The organism is Phreatobacter stygius (assembly GCF_005144885.1).
GTDB classification, from domain to species: domain Bacteria; phylum Pseudomonadota; class Alphaproteobacteria; order Rhizobiales; family Phreatobacteraceae; genus Phreatobacter; species Phreatobacter stygius.
The window spans coordinates 4,407,681-4,426,651 of the sequence record NZ_CP039690.1; the positions used below are offsets into that span (position 1 = coordinate 4,407,681).

18 protein-coding genes are annotated in these 18,971 nt (G+C 67.9%); 7 read left to right on the forward strand and 11 right to left on the reverse strand.

The genetic code is table 11. The features are described 5' to 3' along the window. Positions 1-17: 17 nt before the first annotated feature. A complete protein-coding gene (locus E8M01_RS20715; protein ID WP_136961878.1) occupies positions 18-614 on the forward strand; it encodes a DNA-3-methyladenine glycosylase I in 597 nt (198 codons plus the stop codon). A gap of 9 nt (positions 615-623) precedes the next feature. Here the strand turns inward: E8M01_RS20715 and E8M01_RS20720 are convergent, their stop codons facing one another. From E8M01_RS20720 to E8M01_RS20730, 3 genes are all read right to left on the reverse strand, one after another. Next, positions 624-2,186, reverse strand: coding sequence for a GMC family oxidoreductase (locus E8M01_RS20720; protein WP_136961879.1), 1,563 nt, complete (start codon positions 2,184-2,186; stop codon positions 624-626). A gap of 117 nt (positions 2,187-2,303) precedes the next feature. Beyond that, on the reverse strand, positions 2,304-3,266 hold the full coding sequence (locus E8M01_RS20725; RefSeq protein ID WP_170181997.1) for an acetyltransferase domain-containing protein: 963 nt from the start codon (positions 3,264-3,266) through the stop codon (positions 2,304-2,306). Positions 3,267-3,304: 38 nt separating this feature from the next. Beyond that, positions 3,305-4,063, reverse strand: a complete 759-nt coding sequence (locus E8M01_RS20730; protein ID WP_136961881.1) for a helix-turn-helix domain-containing protein — start codon at positions 4,061-4,063, stop codon at positions 3,305-3,307. A 181-nt stretch (positions 4,064-4,244) separates the two neighbouring features. Here E8M01_RS20730 and E8M01_RS20735 point away from each other — a divergent pair, with 181 nt between their 5' ends. The 5 genes from E8M01_RS20735 to E8M01_RS20755 all read left to right on the forward strand — a co-directional run bounded on the left by E8M01_RS20735 (position 4,245) and on the right by E8M01_RS20755 (position 11,335). Continuing rightward, positions 4,245-6,437: a marine proteobacterial sortase target protein gene (locus E8M01_RS20735; RefSeq protein WP_136961882.1), complete on the forward strand. Its 2,193-nt coding sequence runs from the start codon at positions 4,245-4,247 to the stop codon at positions 6,435-6,437. Beyond that, positions 6,434-7,042: a class GN sortase gene (locus E8M01_RS20740; protein ID WP_136961883.1), complete on the forward strand. Its 609-nt coding sequence runs from the start codon at positions 6,434-6,436 to the stop codon at positions 7,040-7,042. The genes E8M01_RS20735 and E8M01_RS20740 overlap by 4 nt, the downstream gene beginning before the upstream one ends. 79 nt (positions 7,043-7,121) lie before the next feature. Further along, complete coding sequence (locus E8M01_RS20745) at positions 7,122-7,751, forward strand: HD domain-containing protein (RefSeq protein WP_136961884.1); 630 nt, start codon at positions 7,122-7,124, stop codon at positions 7,749-7,751. Positions 7,752-7,840: 89 nt separating this feature from the next. Next, positions 7,841-8,365 (forward strand): tyrosine phosphatase family protein, encoded by a 525-nt coding sequence (locus E8M01_RS20750; RefSeq protein WP_136961885.1) that lies wholly within the window; start codon positions 7,841-7,843, stop codon positions 8,363-8,365. Between the two features lie 132 nt (positions 8,366-8,497). Continuing rightward, complete coding sequence (locus tag E8M01_RS20755) at positions 8,498-11,335, forward strand: DUF2339 domain-containing protein (protein WP_136961886.1); 2,838 nt, start codon at positions 8,498-8,500, stop codon at positions 11,333-11,335. Between the two features lie 35 nt (positions 11,336-11,370). Here E8M01_RS20755 and E8M01_RS20760 read toward each other — a convergent pair whose 3' ends face one another. Beyond that, positions 11,371-12,372, reverse strand: a complete 1,002-nt coding sequence (locus E8M01_RS20760) for a WD40 repeat domain-containing protein (RefSeq protein WP_136961887.1) — start codon at positions 12,370-12,372, stop codon at positions 11,371-11,373. A gap of 143 nt (positions 12,373-12,515) precedes the next feature. Between E8M01_RS20760 and E8M01_RS20765 the strand changes: the two genes are divergently transcribed. Then, positions 12,516-13,142: a histidine phosphatase family protein gene (locus E8M01_RS20765; protein WP_170181998.1), complete on the forward strand. Its 627-nt coding sequence runs from the start codon at positions 12,516-12,518 to the stop codon at positions 13,140-13,142. 15 nt (positions 13,143-13,157) lie between these two features. Here the strand turns inward: E8M01_RS20765 and E8M01_RS20770 are convergent, their stop codons facing one another. The 7 genes from E8M01_RS20770 to E8M01_RS20800 all read right to left on the reverse strand — a co-directional run bounded on the left by E8M01_RS20770 (position 13,158) and on the right by E8M01_RS20800 (position 18,866). Continuing rightward, positions 13,158-14,291, reverse strand: coding sequence for a CaiB/BaiF CoA transferase family protein (locus E8M01_RS20770; protein ID WP_136961889.1), 1,134 nt, complete (start codon positions 14,289-14,291; stop codon positions 13,158-13,160). 6 nt (positions 14,292-14,297) lie between these two features. Beyond that, on the reverse strand, positions 14,298-14,759 hold the full coding sequence (locus tag E8M01_RS20775) for a GNAT family N-acetyltransferase (protein WP_136961890.1): 462 nt from the start codon (positions 14,757-14,759) through the stop codon (positions 14,298-14,300). Then, on the reverse strand, positions 14,756-15,379 hold the full coding sequence (locus tag E8M01_RS20780) for a BrnT family toxin (RefSeq protein ID WP_136961891.1): 624 nt from the start codon (positions 15,377-15,379) through the stop codon (positions 14,756-14,758). Before E8M01_RS20780 ends, E8M01_RS20775 begins: the two co-directional genes overlap by 4 nt. A gap of 65 nt (positions 15,380-15,444) precedes the next feature. After that, positions 15,445-16,026 (reverse strand): amino acid synthesis family protein, encoded by a 582-nt coding sequence (locus E8M01_RS20785; protein WP_136961892.1) that lies wholly within the window; start codon positions 16,024-16,026, stop codon positions 15,445-15,447. Then, a complete protein-coding gene (locus E8M01_RS20790) occupies positions 16,023-16,871 on the reverse strand; it encodes a UPF0280 family protein (protein ID WP_246088371.1) in 849 nt (282 codons plus the stop codon). Before E8M01_RS20790 ends, E8M01_RS20785 begins: the two co-directional genes overlap by 4 nt. 22 nt (positions 16,872-16,893) lie before the next feature. Beyond that, a complete protein-coding gene (locus E8M01_RS20795) occupies positions 16,894-17,361 on the reverse strand; it encodes a MarR family winged helix-turn-helix transcriptional regulator (RefSeq protein ID WP_136961894.1) in 468 nt (155 codons plus the stop codon). Then, the gene (locus E8M01_RS20800) at positions 17,358-18,866 is read right to left on the reverse strand and encodes a 6-hydroxynicotinate reductase (RefSeq protein ID WP_136961895.1); all 1,509 of its coding nucleotides are present in this window, start codon (positions 18,864-18,866) and stop codon (positions 17,358-17,360) included. The genes E8M01_RS20795 and E8M01_RS20800 overlap by 4 nt, the downstream gene beginning before the upstream one ends. Positions 18,867-18,971 lie beyond the last annotated feature (105 nt).

Below are 18,971 nucleotides of genomic sequence, written 5' to 3' on the forward strand. Positions count from 1 at the left end.
ATTCGCTGAGAGGCCCGATGCTCATCACCGATCACGCCGATGGCAAGCCGCGCTGCTGGTGGCCGGGTTACGACCCGTTTTATGTCGCCTATCACGACACCGACTGGGGCGTGCCCGAGCGCGATGACCGCGCGCTGTTCGAGAAGCTGATCCTCGACGGCTTCCAGGCCGGCCTGTCCTGGATCACCATCCTCAGGAAGCGCGAGCATTTCCGTAAGGTGTTCGACGGCTTCCGGCCAGAGCTGATCGTGCATTACGGGCCGGAGAAAATCGAGGCGTTGATGGCCGACACCGGCATCATCCGCAACCGCGCCAAGATCGTCGGCACGGTCAAGTCGGCCGGCATCTATCTCGACATGCTCGACAAGGGGCAGGGCTTCTCCGACTATCTGTGGAATTTCGTCGACGGCCGGCCGGCGCAACCCCGCCTGACCGACCGGTCGCAGGTGCCGACCGAAAACGAGGTTGCCCGCAAGATCTCCAAGGACCTGAAGGCCAAGGGTTTCACCTTTGTCGGGCCAACCATCATCTATGCCTTCATGCAGGCCGTCGGCATGACCAATGACCATCTGGTTGGCTGTTTCCGCCACGAGGAGGTGGCGGCGATGGGCTGAACGGCGAGATCAGCCGGCCGCGCGGAGCCTGTCGGCCATTTTTTCGGCGATCATGACGGTGGTCAGGTGGGTGTTGGCACGCACCACCTCCGGCATGATCGAGGCGTCGATGACGCTGAGGCCGGAGCAGCCGATTACCCGGCAGTCCGGATCGACGACCGAGCGCGGATCGTCGGCGGCGCCCATGCGGCAGGTGCCGCTGGCGTGCTGGGCGTCCGAGCATTCGTCGAACATCCAGTCGTCGAGCTCTTGCGGATCGAGCTCAGCCTCGATCGAACGGCCGGTCGAGCCATATTCGACCCGCGATGCAATGGCGCCGACGCTTGCGTGCAGCCCAAGCGCGCGCAGCCGGCGGACGCCGTCGCGCATCCGGATCAGGTCGCGTTCGTCCGACAGCATGCGCTCGTCGACGTCAGGGTCGACGGCCGGGTCGGTGGTGGTGATCCGCACGCGGCCCTGGCTGAAGGCCTGGTAGACCGAGACGACCAGGCGGCCGCGGGCGGTGTCGCCGCCGCCGAGCGAAACCAGGTTGCCGGCGATGACGATCATGTCGTTCTCGCCAGCCCCGCCGAGGCCCGAGGAATAGCGCAGGCAGCAATTGGTGTGGCGATGCATCAGCGTGCCGACGCGGGCATTCTCCTTCAGCTGCAGGAAGAGCGGCATCATCGGGTGGTCGAGCAGGTTCTCGCCGACCGGCAGGTCGGCGATCACCGGCAGCCCGAGCGACGTCAGCAGGGCGGCCGGGCCAATGCCGGAGCGCTGGAGAATGGCCGGCGAATGGATCGCGCCGGCCGAGAGGATCACGCCGCGTGTCGCGCGCGGGCTGAAATCCTGGTTGTCGACGCGCATATGGACGCCGCTGGCATGCGGCCGGTTACCCTCGACCTGGAGCCTGGAGACCAGGGCATTGCCGACAATGGTCAGATTGGCGCGGCCGCGGGCCGGTTCCAGATAGCCGTCATTGGTCGAGACGCGGACGCCCGCCCGGCTGTTGATCGCATAGGGCGATACGCCGGTTCCCTCCGGCGCGTTGTGATCCTCGCACCAGCCGTAGCCCAGGCCTTCGGCGGCCTGTTTCAGCGCGACATCGACGGTGCCCCAATCGGCGACCGGTGCGCGATAGACCGGGATCGGGCCACTGCTGCCGTGATAGGGCGCGTCGCCGAAATTGACGTCGGTTTCCAGCTTGTTGAAATAGGAGAGCACATCCGGCCAGCCCCATCCGGCGCAACCGGCCAGGCGCCAGCGTTCGAAATCGTCGGGAACGCCGCGAATGGCGATCTGGCCGTTGATGGTCGAGCTGCCGCCCATGGCGCGCCCGCGCCAGAGCAGTTTCGGCTCCTGCCGCTCGGTCCGGCGGGCCATCAGATGGGGCCACCGGTAGTCGTCGTCGCCGATCGCCCGCATCGGGTTCGGGATCCGGATATGCTCGGGCGTGTCGGCGGAGCGGAAATCGCGCCCGGCCTCGACCAGCAGCACCCGGATGGCGGGATCTTCGCTCAGCCGCGCCGCCAGCACCGCGCCGGCCGAGCCCGCGCCGACGACGATATAGTCATAGTCCCGATCGATCATGCGCTGCCCCATTTGTCCGGCGCGTTTGGCTGGTCGATGTCGCGCCGACCCGACTGACCGGGAAACCTAGCGGCTCGGCGAATTCGGGAGCTATGCAATTTGGCCGGGACCGACCCCTTAGGGCCGGCCGTAACAGGCCTGCGCGATATCGCTCATCTGGTCGCGTTCGTCCTCGGTCAGCGTGTCGGCCAGGACCTTGGCCCAGAGCTGGTCGCGTTTCAGACCCTGCACCGTGCAGGCGCAGGCGCGCCGGCAAAGATCGGCGGATTGACCGGAGCCCGTGCAACTGCGCTCGCAGGCCGCGACGAACGGCCGGGCGTCGGCGGCAGGCAAGGTCGCGATCCGGGCCGCCACCAGCAGGATGGCGAAGAAAATCGGCTGGTGCAGCAGATAGATCGGTAAGCTGTGGCGGCCGCCCCAGGCGATGAGGCGGGCCGGCACGGAAACGGCGCGCCAGCGGGACAGGCTGTCGGCAAGCCCGGTGGCGAGCGCCAGGCGCGCCGCCAGCACGCCGGCCAGCACACAGCCGAACCAGGGCAATACCGGCACGTAGTCGGCGGTCTGTAGCGGCAGCCGGCCAAGGCCGAGCCAGCCGAGCCAGCGCGCGTCCAGGATCGGGCTGGTCAGGAGCTCGGGCAGGGCGAAGCAGGTGATGATCGCGCCGGCGATCGCCAGCGGCGGCAGGCGCAGGAACGGCAAGGCGAGCACGCTGGCGAGCGCGATATGGTGCAGGATGCCGAAGAAGACGAAGGAGTCCGGCAAGGCGAACCAGGTGCCGAGCGTGACGAGCGCGGCGGCGCCCGCGACCATGGCGAGCCGGCGCAGGAAGGCCTTGCCGTTGATGCCGTCGCGGGTGGCGAGCACCAGGCTGATACCGACAAGGACAAGAAACGAGCCTGCAATGCAGCGTGCGAACCAGCGCCAGCCCGGTTCCATTGCGATATCGACATCGATCAAACGGAACAGCGACAGGTCCCAGGCGAAGTGAAACACGAACATGGCGAGCAGGGTGACGCCACGCGCCAGGTCAATGAGGTCGATCCGCCGGGACGGCGCGGGCTTCTCGTTCGGCTCGGTCACGGCGCTGCTCATCGATGGCCTGTTTTTGGGCTCGGACCCTAGGCGACCGGCAGGAAGCGCGCAAAGCCTTGCCGCGTGATGCGCTCCAGACGTTCGCGGCAGGCTGGATAAGCCGCGTCGCCCGGCTGGATTCGTCCGGGCGCCACGGCAGGGGCGTGGCGCATCGGAATGAGCGCCAGCGGCAGGCTGGCGGGGGTCAAGTGGCCGCCCAGCCCGACCTGCAAGGTGGTCAAAAGGCCGTAGAGTTCGCCCTCGATCGTCGGCCGGTTCAGGATTGCCAGGCGAAACTGGCCGGATTCATTGGTGATCAGATAGATCTGGCCGGATTGGTTGGGCAGCGACACCGATCCCTTCTGGGTGAAGGCGGCATCGAGCCGCGCCTTCTCGCGGAAGACGAGATGTGAGGCCGCCTCGTCCCAGGCAATGTCGGTGCGGTAGGCGAAGATCGCCTGGGGATATTCGAGCGATGGCCGGACCGTCAGATATTCGCCGGTCAGCCAGGCGGCCGCGGCGCGCGAATAGGCGCCAAGCGATTCGGGTGCGAGCGCCGTTGGCGGCGGCCCGGCCGGCGCGCTGTCGCTGCCGAGCGAGCGGCCCAGCGCCTCCTCCAGCCGGATGGTGGTGGCGAGCGTGAACGGGCGCCGTCCGGCCAGCGCCTTTTCCAGCGTCGAGATGCTGATGCGCGCCTTGTCGGCCAGCGCCTGCCGCGACATGCGCCGGCGCGCCAGTTCGCCGCGCACGATGGTCGCGACGCTCTGGCTATGCTCGCGCGTCAGCTCGCTCTCGATCGCCGGCATGGGTTCCACTTTCCGCACATTCCCGCACAGATCCTCACATTGCCACACGCGTCGGTGGCGGGCAAGGCGAGCTGTGCGGCCGCCGGCCGGAAAGGCTGAATCTAGACGCTAACCGTGCGGAGGCCCATGCGCACAAAAGGAAGGTCGCCTGTCCTTGTGGACTACAGGAGACCTTGAGATCATGAGCCGCTCCATCCGCCGGCCGCCATCCGCCGGGGCTATCTGTCCCTCTCCACTCGCCGCGCGCCTCGAACAGCTTTCGAAGCTTGTACTGAGGACATTGCTGGCCCTGTTCGGCCTGCTGGCCCTGGTCGGGCTCGGCCGGGCTGGCGAGACACCGACGCCGTCCGCGATGCAGTCGGGCGGCCTGCTCATGCGCAACGCCCAGGCCCCGGGCTTTACCGAGGCGCTGCGGCTCGGCACGGATGTCCATCTGGCCGTCAGCGGCCCGACCGTGCGCGGGCGCATTACCCAGGTGTTCCGCAATCCCACCGACCGCTGGGTCGAAGCGGTCTATGTCTTTCCGCTGCCCGAGGATGGTGCCGTCGACTACCTGAAGATGATCGTCGGCGACCGCGTCATCATTGGCGAGATCAAGCCGCGGGCCGAGGCGCGCGCCGTCTACGAGGCCGCCAGGAGCCAGGGCCGCCGGGCCGGACTGGTCGAACAGCAGCGCCCCAATCTCTTCACCAACGCGGTCGCCAATATCGGCCCCGGCGAGACCGTCCTGGTCCAGATCGAATATCAGGCGCCGGTGCGCCAGAGCACGGGCGTCTATTCGCTGCGGGTGCCGCTGGTGATGGGCGCGCGCTACAATCCCGCTGGTGGTGCCGATGGCGTCGACCCGGTGCCGAACCAGGCCGCCATGGCGGCGCCCGTGCTCGACCCGCGGCGCTACGACCGCGTCAATCCGGTCTCGATCAGGGTCAACCTGCAGCCCGGCTTCCAGCTCGGCGAGGTCAAGAGCGCCTATCATGCCGTGGTCGACCGGCCGGACGGCGCCGGTCGCTTCGTCATGCTGACCGACGGGGAGGTGCCGGCCGATCGCGACTTCGAGCTGACCTGGACAGCCGCGCCTTTCGACGCGCCGCAGGCCCGGTTGTTCCGCGAGCGCATCGGCGGCGAAGACTACCTGCTGGCTTTCCTGACGCCACCCTCGCAAAACGCCGCCACGCCGGAACTTTCGCGCGAGATCGTCTTCGTCATCGACAATTCCGGATCGATGAGCGGCGCCTCGATGCGCCAGGCCAAGGAGAGCCTGCTCTACGCCCTGGCGCGGCTGAAGGCCGGCGACCGGTTCAATGTGATCCGGTTCGACGACACCTTGACCAAGCTGTTCCCCGACACAGTGGCCGCCGATGCCGAGCATGTCGGCATCGCGCGAAATTTCGTCTCGGGTCTGCAGGCGCGTGGCGGCACCGAGATGGTTCCGGCCCTGCGCGCGGCACTGGAGGATCCGCGCCCCGATGATGCGAGCCGCGTCCGCCAGGTCGTGTTCCTGACCGACGGGGCGATCGGCAACGATCAGCAACTGATCGACACCATCGCCCGGGAGCGCGGCCGCTCGCGCCTGTTCATGGTCGGCATCGGTTCGGCGCCGAACAATTTCCTGATGACCCGCGGCGCCGAAATGGGGCGTGGCACCTACACCCATATCGGCTCCGTCAACGAGGTCGAGACCCGCATGCGCGAGCTGTTCGGCAAGCTGGAGCGTCCTGTCGTCACCGACCTGACGGCGCGGATCGAGGCAACCACGGCCGACATGACGCCGGGCTCGATGCCGGACCTCTATTCCGGCGAACCGGTGGTGCTGGCGATGAAGGTCGCGGCGCTCGGCGGCACCGTCCATATCGAGGGCCGGATCGGCGGGCAGCCCTGGCGCGTCGCGCTGCCGGTCGACCAGGCGATCGAGGGCCGGGGCCTGTCCAAGCTCTGGGCGCGGCGCAAGATCTCCGATGTCGAGGCCGAGCGTTCCTTGCGCCGCATCACCGGAGAGACCGCCGACGCGCGCATCCTGCAGCTTGCCCTGGCCCACAGCCTGGTCAGCAGCCAGACCAGCCTGGTGGCCGTCGACCGGACCCCGGCGCGCCCGATCGGCGCCCCGCTGACCCGCCACGACCTGCCCTTGAACCTGCCGGCTGGCTGGGACTTCAACCGGCTGTTCGGTGCGACCGCGCGGGCGACCGGCGTCGGGTCGACCAGCATGCCGGCCGAGACCGCCGGGAGCGTGGGGACGAGCCAGGCGTCCGGGCATTCCGTCACCTTGCCGCGCACGGCCACGGATGCCGGAGTGAGGCTGATCGCCGGGGCCGGCTGTCTGATGCTGGGCGCCATGGAGTTGCTCCTGCCCCGCCGCCGCAGGGTGACGGCATGAGGGCGCGCTCTCTCTCGTTCGATGGAGGCGCCTTATGGCGCCTCCTGCGCGTCGGCCCGGCATTCGCCTGTCTGGCCCTCGGCCTCGTCTTGTGCGGCCAGGCGGCCTGGATCCACATCAAGGCGGCGACCGCCCAGGTCCTGCTGGATCACGCCTTCGTCCGGTCGATCCGCGAAGGCCAGCCGGTCAAGCCCTGGCCCTGGCTCGACACCTGGCCGGTCGCCCGGATCAGTGTGCCGCGTCTTGGCCAGGATGCCATCGTGCTTGCCGGCGACAGCGGCCAGGCGCTCGCTTTCGGGCCGGGTCACGTGCCCGGAACGCCGCCGGCGGGCGAGGCGGGAACGGCGGTCTATGCGGCCCATCGCGATACCCATTTCGCCTTTCTCGGCGATGTGCGGGTGGGTGACGAGATCGCTGTCCTGCGCGCCGACGGCGGGCGTTTCCGTTTCGTCGTCGACGGTGCGCGTGTGGTCCGTTGGGACGCATCGGGCATCGATGCCGGCGCTGCCGGCCGATGGTTGGTTCTTGCCACCTGCTGGCCGCTCGACGGCAAGATCGACGGTCCGCTGCGTTACGTCGTGTCGGCCCGCGCGATCGAGGACTAAGTGAGGTCCGTTGTTTCGGCGGCTGAGCTGCCCCACGTACCCGCTTTCCTTTTTTCAGCGAAGCAGCCAAAACCCTGTCATGGCGCCCCGCTCAGTCGCTCCGAAACCCGCAAAGCCTCGTGCCTGGCAGCGCATGCTGTCCGGCCGCCGGCTCGATCTGCTCGATCCCTCGCCTTTCGATGTCGAGATCGAGGACATCGCCCATGGCCTGGCGCGCATCGCCCGCTGGAACGGCCAGACCACCGGTCACCACATCTTCTCGGTGGCGCAACATTCCGTGCTGGTGGCCGATATTGCCGGCCGCCTCGAGCCCGATCTCGCGCCACGCTGGCATCTGGCGGTGCTGCTGCACGATGCCCCGGAATATGTCATCGGCGACATGATCTCGCCGTTCAAGGGCGTCATCGGCGGTGATTACAAGGCCGTCGAGGCGCGGCTGATGGCGGCGATCCATATTCGTTTCGGGCTGCCGCCCGAAGCACCGGCGGAGATTGTCGCCTTGACCAAGCGGGCCGACAAGGTGTCGGCCTTTCTGGAGGCGACCCAGCTGGCCGGCTTCGGGCTGGAAGAGGCGTCGGCGATCTTCGGCGCGCCGGTGGGTGTCTTCGGTGGCGAGCGCGGCATCCCGCCGGTGCTGGTGCCCGAGGATGCCGACAAGGCCAAGGAAGCTTTTCTTGCGCGTTTCGCCATGCTGGAGGCACGAAGCTGAAACCTGCTTGCGGGAAAACCTTATCCGCGCTGTCGCAGAATCGCTGCGAATGCGTGATCTAAGGCAGTCATTGCCGAGGGCCGGATCCCGTGAACGTTCATGTCTGTTCGCTTGCGCGCATCGCCGACACGGTCGCCGCCACCGGTGCGCGGCATCTGATCACCCTGATCAACGAGGGCACGGCGGTCGCCCGGCCCGTGACGATCCGGCCGGAAGATCACCTGTTCCTCGGCATGAACGACATCGTTTCGCCAATGGACGGTTATGTCGTGCCCGGCGAAGCGCATGTGGTCCGCCTGCTGGGCTTTGTCGACAACTGGTGGGGCAAGACCGGCGCGGCGAGCCCGCTGGTCATCCATTGCTGGGCCGGCATCAGCCGGTCGACGGCCGCCGCCTTCATCACCAGCTGCGCTATCAATCCTGACCGGGACGAGGTCGAGATCGCCGCCGACCTGCGCCTGAAAAGCCCGAGTGCGACCCCCAACGCCCGGCTGGTGGCCATTGCCGACGGCCTGCTGCGGCGCGACGGCCGGATGATCGACGCCATCGCGCGCATTGGCCGCGGCCGCGACGCCTTCGAGGGCGAGCCGTTCTGGCTGCCACTCGGCCGCTAACTCCAGGTCGCTCCGAAACATCCGATTGCCGCGCGCCATCGGGCTGAAACCTTGGCGGCGCTTCTACCGGGCCGAACCTGCCGCATCGGGCGGTGCTAGGATTGCGAATCGGCTGCCGGAGACCCTGTCGCGATGGAAATCGTCTTTGCTGTGCTGGCGGGCCTTGGCCTCGTCCTGGTCATTCCGATCCTGGCGATCATCGGGTTCGTCCGTTCGGGCGACCTGCAGCGGCGTTTCCAGAATGCCGAGACGCGGCTGGCCCAGGCTGAAACCGAGTTGCGCCTGATCCGTCAGGCCATGGCTGCGCCGATCGTGCTGCCGGAGAAAACCGCGATGTCGCCGGCTCCGATCCGGCCGGCTGTCGACGTGGCGGAGGTCGATGCGGCTGCGGCCGAACCGGCGCCCGAGCCGGTCGCCGCTGCCGAGCCTGCCGGCCCGGCGCGCGCCGCGCGCGGCACCGTGCCGGTGCTCACCAGTGCCGAGCCGCTCGAAGCGATCGACCCGGTCACCGCTCCGCCGGCGCCGCCGGCACCACCGTCCCCGCCCGGCAATCTGGGCAATTTCGAAGAAAGCATCGGATCGCGCTGGGCGGTCTGGGTCGGCGCGCTGGCGCTCGGTCTCGGCGGCATTTTCCTGGTGCGCTATTCGATCGAACAGGGGCTGGTTGGCCCCGGCATGCGCATCACCCTCGGTGCGCTGTTCTCGGCGGCGCTGCTCGCCGGCGGCGAATGGCTGCGCCGCAGCGACAGGGGCTTGCCGACCTTGCCCGTCGCCGACATCCCCTCGGCCATCACCGGAGCCGGTGCGGTCGCGGCTTTCGGCACCATCTATGCCGCTCACGCGCTCTACGATTTCATCGGGCCGGCGACCGCCTTTTTCATGCTCGGCGCGGTCGGCGTCGGCACGCTGGTGCTGGCCGGCCTGCATGGCCCGCTGCTTGGCGGCATTGGCCTGGTCGCGGCCTTCGCCGCGCCCTTCCTGGTCGCGACCGACAATCCGAGCCCCCATGTCTTCCCGCTCTATGCCGCTGTCATTACGGCCGCCTGTTTCACGCTCGCCTGGATCCGCGGCTGGGCCTGGCTGACCATCGCGGCGACCGCCGCTTCCGTCGGGCTCGGCGCACTCATCGTGATCGGCGGCAGCGGCGGCTCGACCGCGACCCTGGTCCAGGCGGCGGCCGGCCTTCTTGCCGCCGCGCTGTTCCTGGTGCCGGGCATCCGTTTTGCCGCGCCGCGCGAGCGCGGTCTCGATCCGCTCGCCAGCGCCGTCCTCGTCGCCTTCATCTTCCTGGGGGCCGTGGCTGTGCTCGACGCCCGCCAGGAGACTTTTGCGCTGGTGGTCTTCGCGGCCCTCGTCGTCGCGATCATGGCGCTGGTCTGGCGGGCGCCGTCCGTGGCGCTGGCCCTTCCGGGGGCTGGCCTGTTCACGCTTCTGGTCATGCTCGCCTGGGTCGCGGGCCTGAGGCCTTCGCTCAATCTGGATGTCCTGGCCATCCCCGACCCCTTGCCGGCGGTGCTGTCGCGCATCGTCTGGGCCGGGCTCGGTTTCGCGCTGCTCTATGGCGTCGGGCCGGCGATCCTGGCGGTCTATCGCCGCCAGGCCGAAGCACGCACCGTGCTGATCGTGGCCACCACCTCGGTGGCCATGCCGCTGGCCCTGCTCGCCATCGTTTATGGCAAGGTCGAAGGTTTCATCATCTCGCCGCGTTTTGCCGCGCTCGCCATGGTGCTGGCGGCAAGCTTCGGCGCGGCGACCGAGGCGGCCCACCGGCTGCGCTCGGGCCATCGGCCGGGCCTTGCCAGCGCCTCGGCGATCTACGCCATTGGCGCGCTGGCGGCTCTCGCCTTCGCATTGACCCTGCTTCTGGAAAAAGCCTGGCTGACGCTCGCGCTCGGCGCGCTGATCGCCGGCATTGCCTGGGTCTATACGCTGCGCCCGCTGCCGGCCTTGCGCTGGGTCGCGGCACTGACCGCGTTCGGCGTGCTGGCGCGCCTCCTCTGGGATCCGGCCATCAACAGCAGCGATGTCGGCCAGGCCGTCATCCTGAACTGGCTGCTGCCCGGCTACGGCGTGCCGGCCCTGAGCGCAGCCCTGGCCTCGCTGCTGCTTCGCCATCGTCGCGGTGAGGACACCCCGGTGCAGATCCTCGAGGCGCTCGCCATGGTGTTTTCGGCGCTTCTGGTCATTGTCGAGGTCCGCCACGCCTTCGGCGCCTATGGCTCGCGGCTGTTCAGCCGGGGCATGGGGTTTGCCGAAGCCTGCACCCACACCGTCACCATCCTGGCCTTCGGGCTTGGCCTGTCGCGTCTGGCCGGGGTGCGTCAGGGCGCGCTCTGGCAGAACGCCCTGCTGATCGCGCGCTACGGCTCCTGGGCCTGGATCGTGGTCACCATGGGCGTTCTGATGAACCCGTGGCTGACCGGCGATCCGATCGGCAGCCATCCGGTGTTCAACTGGGCGCTGCTCGGTTATGGCGGCGGTTCGGTCCTGGCGATCCTGGCCGCCCTGTTCGAACGCCGCGCCGGCCGAGACACCGAGGCCCGGGTCATGGCGCTGATGGCGCTCGGGCTGATCTTCATCTGGCTCAACACCACGATCGGCGCGCTGTTCCGCGGCACCATCCTGACCGAGGGCGAATTCTCGAACGGCGAACTCTATGCCTATTCGGCGGCCTGGCTCGTGCTCGGCATTGCGCTGCTCGGCGCCGGTGCCGCCTTCGGCAGCCGCATGCTGAGGCTTGCGTCCGCGGCCCTGGTCGGGCTCACCGTCCTGAAGGTCTTCCTGTTCGACATGGCGGGTTTGACCGGGCTGTGGCGCGCCTTGTCCTTCATTGGTCTCGGCCTGGTGCTGCTGCTCGTCGGGCGCATCTACCAGCGCGTGCTCGGCATCACCCAGGCACGACCGCAAATGCCGGCGCCGCCGGCGGCGCCGTTGCCGCCGGCCGAAGACCAGAGCCCGCGCGGGGCGTGACAATCGGAGCTGGTCGCCCGCGCGGCGACTGAGCGTCAGAGCCTGGCGAGGCCGGCTTTGCCGGCTTCGGTGCCGAACGCGACGGCCTGGCCGTCGGCGCGCCAGGCAATCGCCGTGACGGCATCGCCGTCCGGCTCGCGCATCAGGATCTCGGCGCCGTCATCGATGCGGGCGAGCAGGATCAGCCCGTCGGCGAAACCGACCGCCACCACCGCCGCGGAGGGATGGCCGGCGACGGTCGTCACCCGCACGCCGGCCTTGGCCGAGGGGGCGATCATGGTCGGATTGACGCCCATCGGGCCGTTCTTGCCGCTGAACGGCCAGAGAATGGCTTCGGTGGCGCCGGCGGTTGCCAGGAATTTGGCGCCGCTCGTCCAGGAGAACGACTTCACCTTGCCGGGATAACCCGACATGCGCATGTGCTGGCCATCCTCGATCCGCCAGCCATGCAACTGCGGTTCCTGCATGGTGGTGACGACGAAGCGTTGATCCGGGCTGATGGTGATGCCGAGATGCGAGCCCTTCCAGTCGAGCGAGACGGGTTTGGCCTCGCTGTTCGGATACCAGAAGCTGACCCCGCCGTAATGGGCGACGGCGAGCCGGAACCCCTTGGGGAAGAAGGTGAGGCCGCCGGCTGCCGAGACCAGGCTCAACACCTTCGGTTCGCCCTTGCCCTGGCTCGCATAGGCCTTGCGCCCGGCGCTCCAGGCCATGCCGCCATTGGGACCGAGCGCCACCCGGTCGATCCAGGTGCCGCCGCTGTCGTGAACCGTCGCGGCACCCGTCTTCAGCGCGAAGCGGACCACCTTGCCGTCATCGCCGCCCGATATCAGCGTCGTGCCGTCGGCGGCGCTGTCCAGGATGCCGCCGTCATGCAGCGTCACGCGCCGGTCGGTCTCGCCGGCCAGCACGATCTCGCCGGAAACCAGCGCCAGAACGGCGGTATCGCCAAGGAAGTGCGCGGCAAGGACCGGTTCTCCGGCCTCGATGGGCCGGACGCGCTCACGAACCGAGGGGCGGGCAGGGGCAGTGCTCATGGCGTCTTGCTAACCGATGCGGACGATGATGGCGAGAGGCAGCTTCGCCGGGCTGATTGAATGGCCGGCCCTTTGACTCTTCCGCCACACTCGGTCATTGCAGCGCAAAATTGGCAGCACCACCCGAAACCTGGAGCACAGCCTTGGCCGCAGGCACCCCGACCCAAGTCGCCCCGACGCTCGGTTACGAAGCGATCCAGGATCTGACGCGGACCATCCCGTTTCGGCCGCGGCTGACCCGCTTCATCTTCCTGCGTCACGGCGAGACCGAGGGCAATCGCAAGGGCATCTATCAGGCCGCCGATGTGCCGTTGAATGCCGCCGGCGAAGCCCAGGCGGCGGAAGCCGCCGACCGGTTGGCGCTGGCCTCCATCGCCCATGTGGCGGCAAGCCCGATGATGCGGGCCTGGCGCACCGCCGCCATCGTCACCGACGGCCGGGGCCTGACGCCCGAGCCGGATGGCGGGCTCGCCGAGCGCTATTTCATCGGACTGGTTGGCACCACGGTCGGCCGGATGGACTGGCGCGACGATCCGCCGGCCTGCGAGACGCTCGGCGCCTTCGTGCACCGGGCCGGCAATTGCCTGTCGCGCTGGCTGTCCCAGGACGACAACCCGGACGGCGACCTGATGCTGGTCGCCCATGGCGGCCAGTTGCTGGTGCTGGCGGCGCTCACCGGCGTCGACCTGAATGTCGAGCTGCGCCGCAACGCCACGCCGATCCTGTTCACCCGTTCGACCGCCGGCTGGGAGGCCGTCGCGGTCAGTTGAAGGCCGAAAAACCGATCAGCCGAATTCCTTCTTCACCTGATCGGTCTGGGCGCCGAGCGCCGGCACGGGTCCGAATTGCGGCACTTCGCCGTCATGCAGCGCGCCGGGCGCCAGCATGCGTTTGCGGCCGGCGGGCGTGTCGACCTCGATATAGCGGTTCTGCGGGTGGTTCCTGAGGTCGTCCAGCGAGGAAACGCGGCCATAAGCGACCTTGGCGGCCTCCAGCCTTGCGGCGATCGTTTCGCGTGGCGCGCCGGCGAAAGCCTTGCCGATGATCCGGTCGAGCTCCGCCCGGTGCTTCACCCGCGCGACATTGTCGATGAAGCGGCTGTCGCTCGCGATCGACGCATCGCCCAGCACCTCGGCGCAAAGCGAGACCCATTCGCGCTCGTTCTGGATCGAGAACAGGATCGGCTTGCCGTCGCTGCAGGGATAGGCGCCATAGGGCGCGATGGTTGGATGGTTGAGGCCCGAACGCGACGGATAAATGCCGCCATAGGCATATTGCAGATAGGGCACATTCATCCAGTCGGCGAGCGCGTGGAACAGCGATACCGCGATATGCCGGCCCTCGCCGGTGATCGAACGACCGATCAGCGCCTGCAGGATGGCCTGGAAGGCGGTCATGCCGGCGGCGATATCGCAGACCGAGACGCCGACGCGGGCACGTGATTCGCCATCGCCGGTGACTTCGGCGAGCCCGGCTTCGGCCTGGACCAAAAGGTCATAGGCCTTCAGGTCCTTCCACGGACCCTCTTCGCCATAACCCGATATCGAGCAGGTGATCAGTCGCGGATAGCGCCTGCGCAGGGTTTCTGGATCGAAGCCCAGCCGGGTCAGTGCGCCGGGCGCCAGGTTCTGGATGAACACGTCGGCCTTGGCGATCATCCGGGCGAGGACGGCCTGATCGGCGGCGTCCTTCAGGTCCATCACCACCGATTGCTTGCCCCGGTTGAGCCAGACGAAATAGGCGCTCTCACCATCGACCGCCCGGTCGTAACGGCGCGCGAAATCGCCCTCTTCGCGCTCGATCTTGATGACCCGCGCGCCGGCATCGGCAAGCCGGCTCGCGGCATAGGGGGCAGCGACTGCCTGTTCGACGGAGATGACGAGCAGACCGGAGAGATCGGTTTGCGAGGCGGTGGGCATAAGCAGTCACTCCGGCGGCAGGGTCTTCTCCATAAAGACGCTTTCGGGGCTTGGTCCATAGCTGCCGAACGGTCCGCATGGCCTGTACCCTTGTTTCGCATAGAGCTTCAGGGCCGCGTCGTTGCGTGGCCCGGTCTCGAGCCGAAGCGTCGTCACGCCTTCGAGCCGGGCCAGGTCTTCGATCGCGGTCAGCAGCAGGCGGCCGATGCCGAGCCCACGCGCATCGTCATGGACGAACATCCGCTTGATCTCGGCTTGCGCGCCGGCCAGCACGAGACCGACACAGCCGAGCGCGTGGCCGTCGTGGCGGGCCACCAGGAAACGGGCGTCATCGGCGGTCAGTCGCTCGACGTTGACGCCGTGGCGGTGTTCGGCCGCATAGAGCGCGGCGGAGAAGGCGTCGGACGCCTCGATCAGGGCCAGGGCATCGGGCTCCAGCGGCGATTCGCGTGCGATGCTTGCCGTCACGAAGCCAAGGCGCGGTCGACTGCGTCTCTCTCCAGGCTGATCACCGTGATATAGGCCAGGAACGCGCTGTCCGGCATCGTCCGGCCTTGCTCGATGTCTCGAAGTCGCCCGATATTGATGCGGTATCGCTCGGCGAAGGCCGACTGACTGAGGCCAAGCGATTGCCGTAGCAGACGGATGCGTCGGCCAACGACTCCGCGGGCGAGTTCTTCGTCGCTCGAAGGCGGATTGTCCGGGTCATCGAGGGCGTTTTGCTCGATTTCGTCGGGCGTCAGGGCATCCAGGACCGACCGTTCGTCAGGCGTGAGCTTGGGCGGATGAACGGCGTCCAGGGGGAACCTACCTTTCGCCATAGCTGCTCTCCTCTGCCCTGTTGGCTCGGCGCGCCGATATAGCCAGTGCACGTCGTCGCGCACCGTGTAGACGACCGCAATGAGCTTGCCGTCCAGCATGCCGATCGTCTTCCGGCGCACCTCTCCGTCCTGCTCTCGCGAGGCGTCGATATCGATCCGCTCGAGGTCCAGAAAGACGCCCCGCGCGTTTTCAAAGCTCAACTTATGCTTCGTCAGGTTCGACGCAGCCTTGGCATCATGCCAGTCGAACTGACGAACTGATCGCATGACCGATTATACGGAAGTTCCGTACTTGCTGCAATGAGCCCGTGTCGGAGCGACCGAAGCCGACGTCACCGCAACCCGTCCCATTTGGCGATCGCATCCTGGGTCAAGCCGCCCATGCGCGCATGCGGACGCCCGCCGGTGGTCATGGCCAGCGCGAACAGGATCTCGTCGGCGCGCGGCGCATCGGCCACCGAAATGGTGATGCCGTCGAAATGGCTGCGCACATAGGCCGCGTCCTTGTGGTGGATCGGCACGTCGAGAATTGCGCCCATGGCCCCCATCTTGGTCATGGATGGCACGATGGAGAGCGCCTGGCCGAGCAGTTCGCGCATGGCATAGCCGCCGGGCACGTGCCAGAGCGCACCGTGCTCCAGTTCGCCGCCGGCACCGACCAGCGAGCCCTTGCCATAGGCCTCGATCGCCTTGGGATCGCCGCCGAGCGCCGCCAGCAGCTTGGTCGAGCATTCGAGCCCGAGCGGCTTCAACGCCTCCATCATGCCGGTGACATCGGCCTCGTAGCGGCCGGCAAAGGGGTTCTTCAGCACGCAGGCGACGAAGCCTTTCAGGATCGGCCTGTCGAGCTTCGGCCCGCCGTCATGGCGCACTTCCTCGACCCCGACGACTATCTTCCGGACATTGACGGTCATGGTCTCAACTCCCTGAGGCGTGTGAACGGCCCGAGGGTGATGGTCTCACCCTTCAGGCTGAGGGCGGCATCACGAATGAGCCCTCGCTTGCGGAACTGGTCGGCGCGGACACGGCCGGCTTCGAGCGCCAGCCCGATCTCTTGCAGGCTGAGGTCGCCGACGCCGACGGTCACCAGCCTGTCGCCGAGATCGCTGTCGGGGTCGAGATCGCGTGCCGGCCGGCGCTGGATCGCCGGGTGATCGAGGTCGACGGCATTGGCGATCAGTGTGGCTGCGGCATCGGCGGACGCCGCGTCGCGGGCGAGCACCGTCACGGAATCGGCGATGCCGAGCGAGAACGAACGCCCTTGCGCGCCCGACGTCGCGATGCCGCCAATGCCGTCGCCGTGCTTGAGCGTGATGCTGCCGTTCAGCGTGGGAATCGCGCCACGCGAGAAATCGGCGGCGAGCGCCACCTCCATGGTCTCGCTCTCGGTCAGAAAGATCGCGATGTCGCCGCCGTCATTGACGAAAGCGCGGTCGAGCGGCGCGGCCTCGGTCATGATATCCAGGAGCTCGTCGGCGACCGCGCCGGCCACTGCCGCCATCGGCGTGACGAAGGTTCCGGCATGGGGCCGGCAGGCCGCCAGCATGCGTTTGGCCACCGCGGTCTCGACCTGCGGCCGGTCGCTCATCGCCTTGCGCAATTCGGTCAATTCGCCGGCAAGCTCCGGCAGGATGGTCTGGAACCGCGCGATCGCCGCCTCATAGGCGTCCTTCACCGCGCTCGATGCGCCCCAGGCCCGGGTCACGACATCGATCGGCCCGTGCTGCAGATGCAGCCGGTCGCCGGTGAGCCATTGCACGGAAGGGCTGTCCCACATCGTCTCAGCCGAGCTTGGTCAAGAGCCGGACCAGGGTCTCGGCCTCGTCGGGGGTGAGCGGCGCCAATGTCTTGTCGGTGACCTCGATGCCCCGTGCCTTCATGGCCTCGACTGTCTCGCGGCCGACATCGGTCAGCTCGAGCAGCACCAGGCGGGCGTCGTTGGGGTCGACCGAGGGTGTCACCAGGCCACGCTTGGCGAGCCGCCCGGCAACCCCGAACATGGTCGCCGGATCGATGCCGACGAGCCGCCCGAGCGCGTTCTGCGAGGTGGCGCCGAGATCATGCAGTTTGGCGAGCGCCGCATATTGGACCGGCGTCACCTCGAAACCCGACATGACCTGATCGAAGATCGCGGTGGCGCGCTGATGCGAGCGCCGGATCAGGAAGCCGATCTGGTCTTCCAGCACATAACCCTTCACCGAGGCCGGATCGGTGCCGGGCGAAGTTGCGGCCTGCCTGTTTGCGGTCATGCACGGGCTCCCGGGAAAGGCCAGGGATTGTCGGTGTCCCAGCCGTCGATGCGGGCCTGCGGCGCCACATCGCGCAGGATGTCGCCGATCGACACGACATCCTCCATATGGCCGCCGAGCTTCTCGTAGAGCGCGCGCGGCAAGGTGAATTCGATCGGTGCGACGATGGCCGGCGTCGGCACGTAACCGAAGGCGTTCTTCGGCAGCTTGGTGACATCGGCCATGACGGTGATGCCGCCGCCCGGCCAGAGATAGACCGGTGCGCCGCCCATGGTGACGCGGGTTTCGCCCTTGGCGACCGAGCGGGTCAGCAGAACCGGGTTTTCGGTGACGCCGGCGCGCAGCGAACCGCCGGCGCCGGCCATGAACAGCACGGTGCAGAGCGACGGCTCGCAATTCTCGCCGATGCGGTCGACCACCCTCATCACCGGCTCCGGGATGGCAGCCGGCACCGGCACCAGATTGTCGTCCAGCACGCAATAGAGGAAATGCTCGCCGGTGGTCGAGGTCATCAACAGGCGAAGCCCGGGCCAGGCGGTTTCCGGATCGATCTTCTGGATGATCGACAGGGGATCCTCGATATCCGTGCCGCCCCAGCCGATGCCCGGATTGGCCACCTGGAAATAGCGGCCGGGCGTCGATTTTCGCCCGCGAACGCGGATGCCGGCCTGTCTCATGTCGAGCACGCGGCCGGCCTGGTGTTCGGTCAGCACGCCGGTGATGTGGTCGTCGACCACGATCACCTCGTCGACATGGCCGAGCCATTGCTTGGCGAAGATGCCGACGGTCGCCGACCCGCAGCCGACCCGCATGCGCTGTTCCGGCTTGCCGTCGACGATCGGCGCGGCATTGGCTTCCACCACCACCTCATGGCCGCCGTCGATCACCATGGTCACCGGTTCGCCGGCGCAAAGCTTGAGCATGGTGTCGCAGGTGACATTGCCCTCTTTCTTGGAGCCGCCGGTCAAGTGCCGGACGCCGCCGATGGAGAGCATCTGCGAGCCATATTCGGCGGTCGAGACATGGCCGACCTGCTCGCCATTGACCCGTATCGGCGCCGCCTCCGGGCCGAGGTGCCGGTCGGTGTCGATCTTCACCTTGACGCCGCAATAGCTGAAAATGCCTTCGGTCACGACGGTGACCGTGTCGACGCCCGCGTGCTCGGCCGAGACGATGAACGGCGCCGGCTTGTAGTCGGGATAGGTGGTGCCGGAGCCGATGCCGGTGACGAAGGTTCGGTTCGGGTCGAGCGCCTGGCCGTCCCAGTCGTTGCGGCCGAACTCGACCAGCTTGCCGCCGTCCTCGATCGTCTTGGCGAGCAGCACGACCGGATCGGTGCGGACGAGCTGGCCGTTCTCGTTGGCGTAGCGCGAGCAGGCGCCGGCGCGGCCCGGACGGATCCGGCAGAGCACCGGGCAGGCATCGCAGCGCAGGATGCCGTCGCCTTCGGCGGCACCGAATTTTTTCGAACGGGCTTCCCGCGAGAGCTGGTCGGTGGCGGTCATCAGGACCTCCCGATGGGTTGGGCGACAACTCTCAATATCGGGTTGCGCGGCCGAGATGAGTGCGAAATCAACCCTCTCCCATAGGGAGAGGGTGCCCGCGTCAGC

Coding starts and splice junctions, on each gene's coding strand:
- E8M01_RS20715 (WP_136961878.1), top strand. CDS start 18: ATGCTCATCACCGATCACGCCGATGGCAAGCCGCGCTGCTGGTGGCCG.
- E8M01_RS20720 (WP_136961879.1), bottom strand. CDS start 2,186: ATGATCGATCGGGACTATGACTATATCGTCGTCGGCGCGGGCTCGGCC.
- E8M01_RS20730 (WP_136961881.1), bottom strand. CDS start 4,063: ATGCCGGCGATCGAGAGCGAGCTGACGCGCGAGCATAGCCAGAGCGTC.
- E8M01_RS20735 (WP_136961882.1), top strand. CDS start 4,245: ATGAGCCGCTCCATCCGCCGGCCGCCATCCGCCGGGGCTATCTGTCCC.
- E8M01_RS20740 (WP_136961883.1), top strand. CDS start 6,434: ATGAGGGCGCGCTCTCTCTCGTTCGATGGAGGCGCCTTATGGCGCCTC.
- E8M01_RS20745 (WP_136961884.1), top strand. CDS start 7,122: ATGGCGCCCCGCTCAGTCGCTCCGAAACCCGCAAAGCCTCGTGCCTGG.
- E8M01_RS20755 (WP_136961886.1), top strand. CDS start 8,498: ATGGAAATCGTCTTTGCTGTGCTGGCGGGCCTTGGCCTCGTCCTGGTC.
- E8M01_RS20760 (WP_136961887.1), bottom strand. CDS start 12,372: ATGAGCACTGCCCCTGCCCGCCCCTCGGTTCGTGAGCGCGTCCGGCCC.
- E8M01_RS20770 (WP_136961889.1), bottom strand. CDS start 14,291: ATGCCCACCGCCTCGCAAACCGATCTCTCCGGTCTGCTCGTCATCTCC.
- E8M01_RS20780 (WP_136961891.1), bottom strand. CDS start 15,379: ATGCGATCAGTTCGTCAGTTCGACTGGCATGATGCCAAGGCTGCGTCG.
- E8M01_RS20785 (WP_136961892.1), bottom strand. CDS start 16,026: ATGACCGTCAATGTCCGGAAGATAGTCGTCGGGGTCGAGGAAGTGCGC.
- E8M01_RS20795 (WP_136961894.1), bottom strand. CDS start 17,361: ATGACCGCAAACAGGCAGGCCGCAACTTCGCCCGGCACCGATCCGGCC.
- E8M01_RS20800 (WP_136961895.1), bottom strand. CDS start 18,866: ATGACCGCCACCGACCAGCTCTCGCGGGAAGCCCGTTCGAAAAAATTC.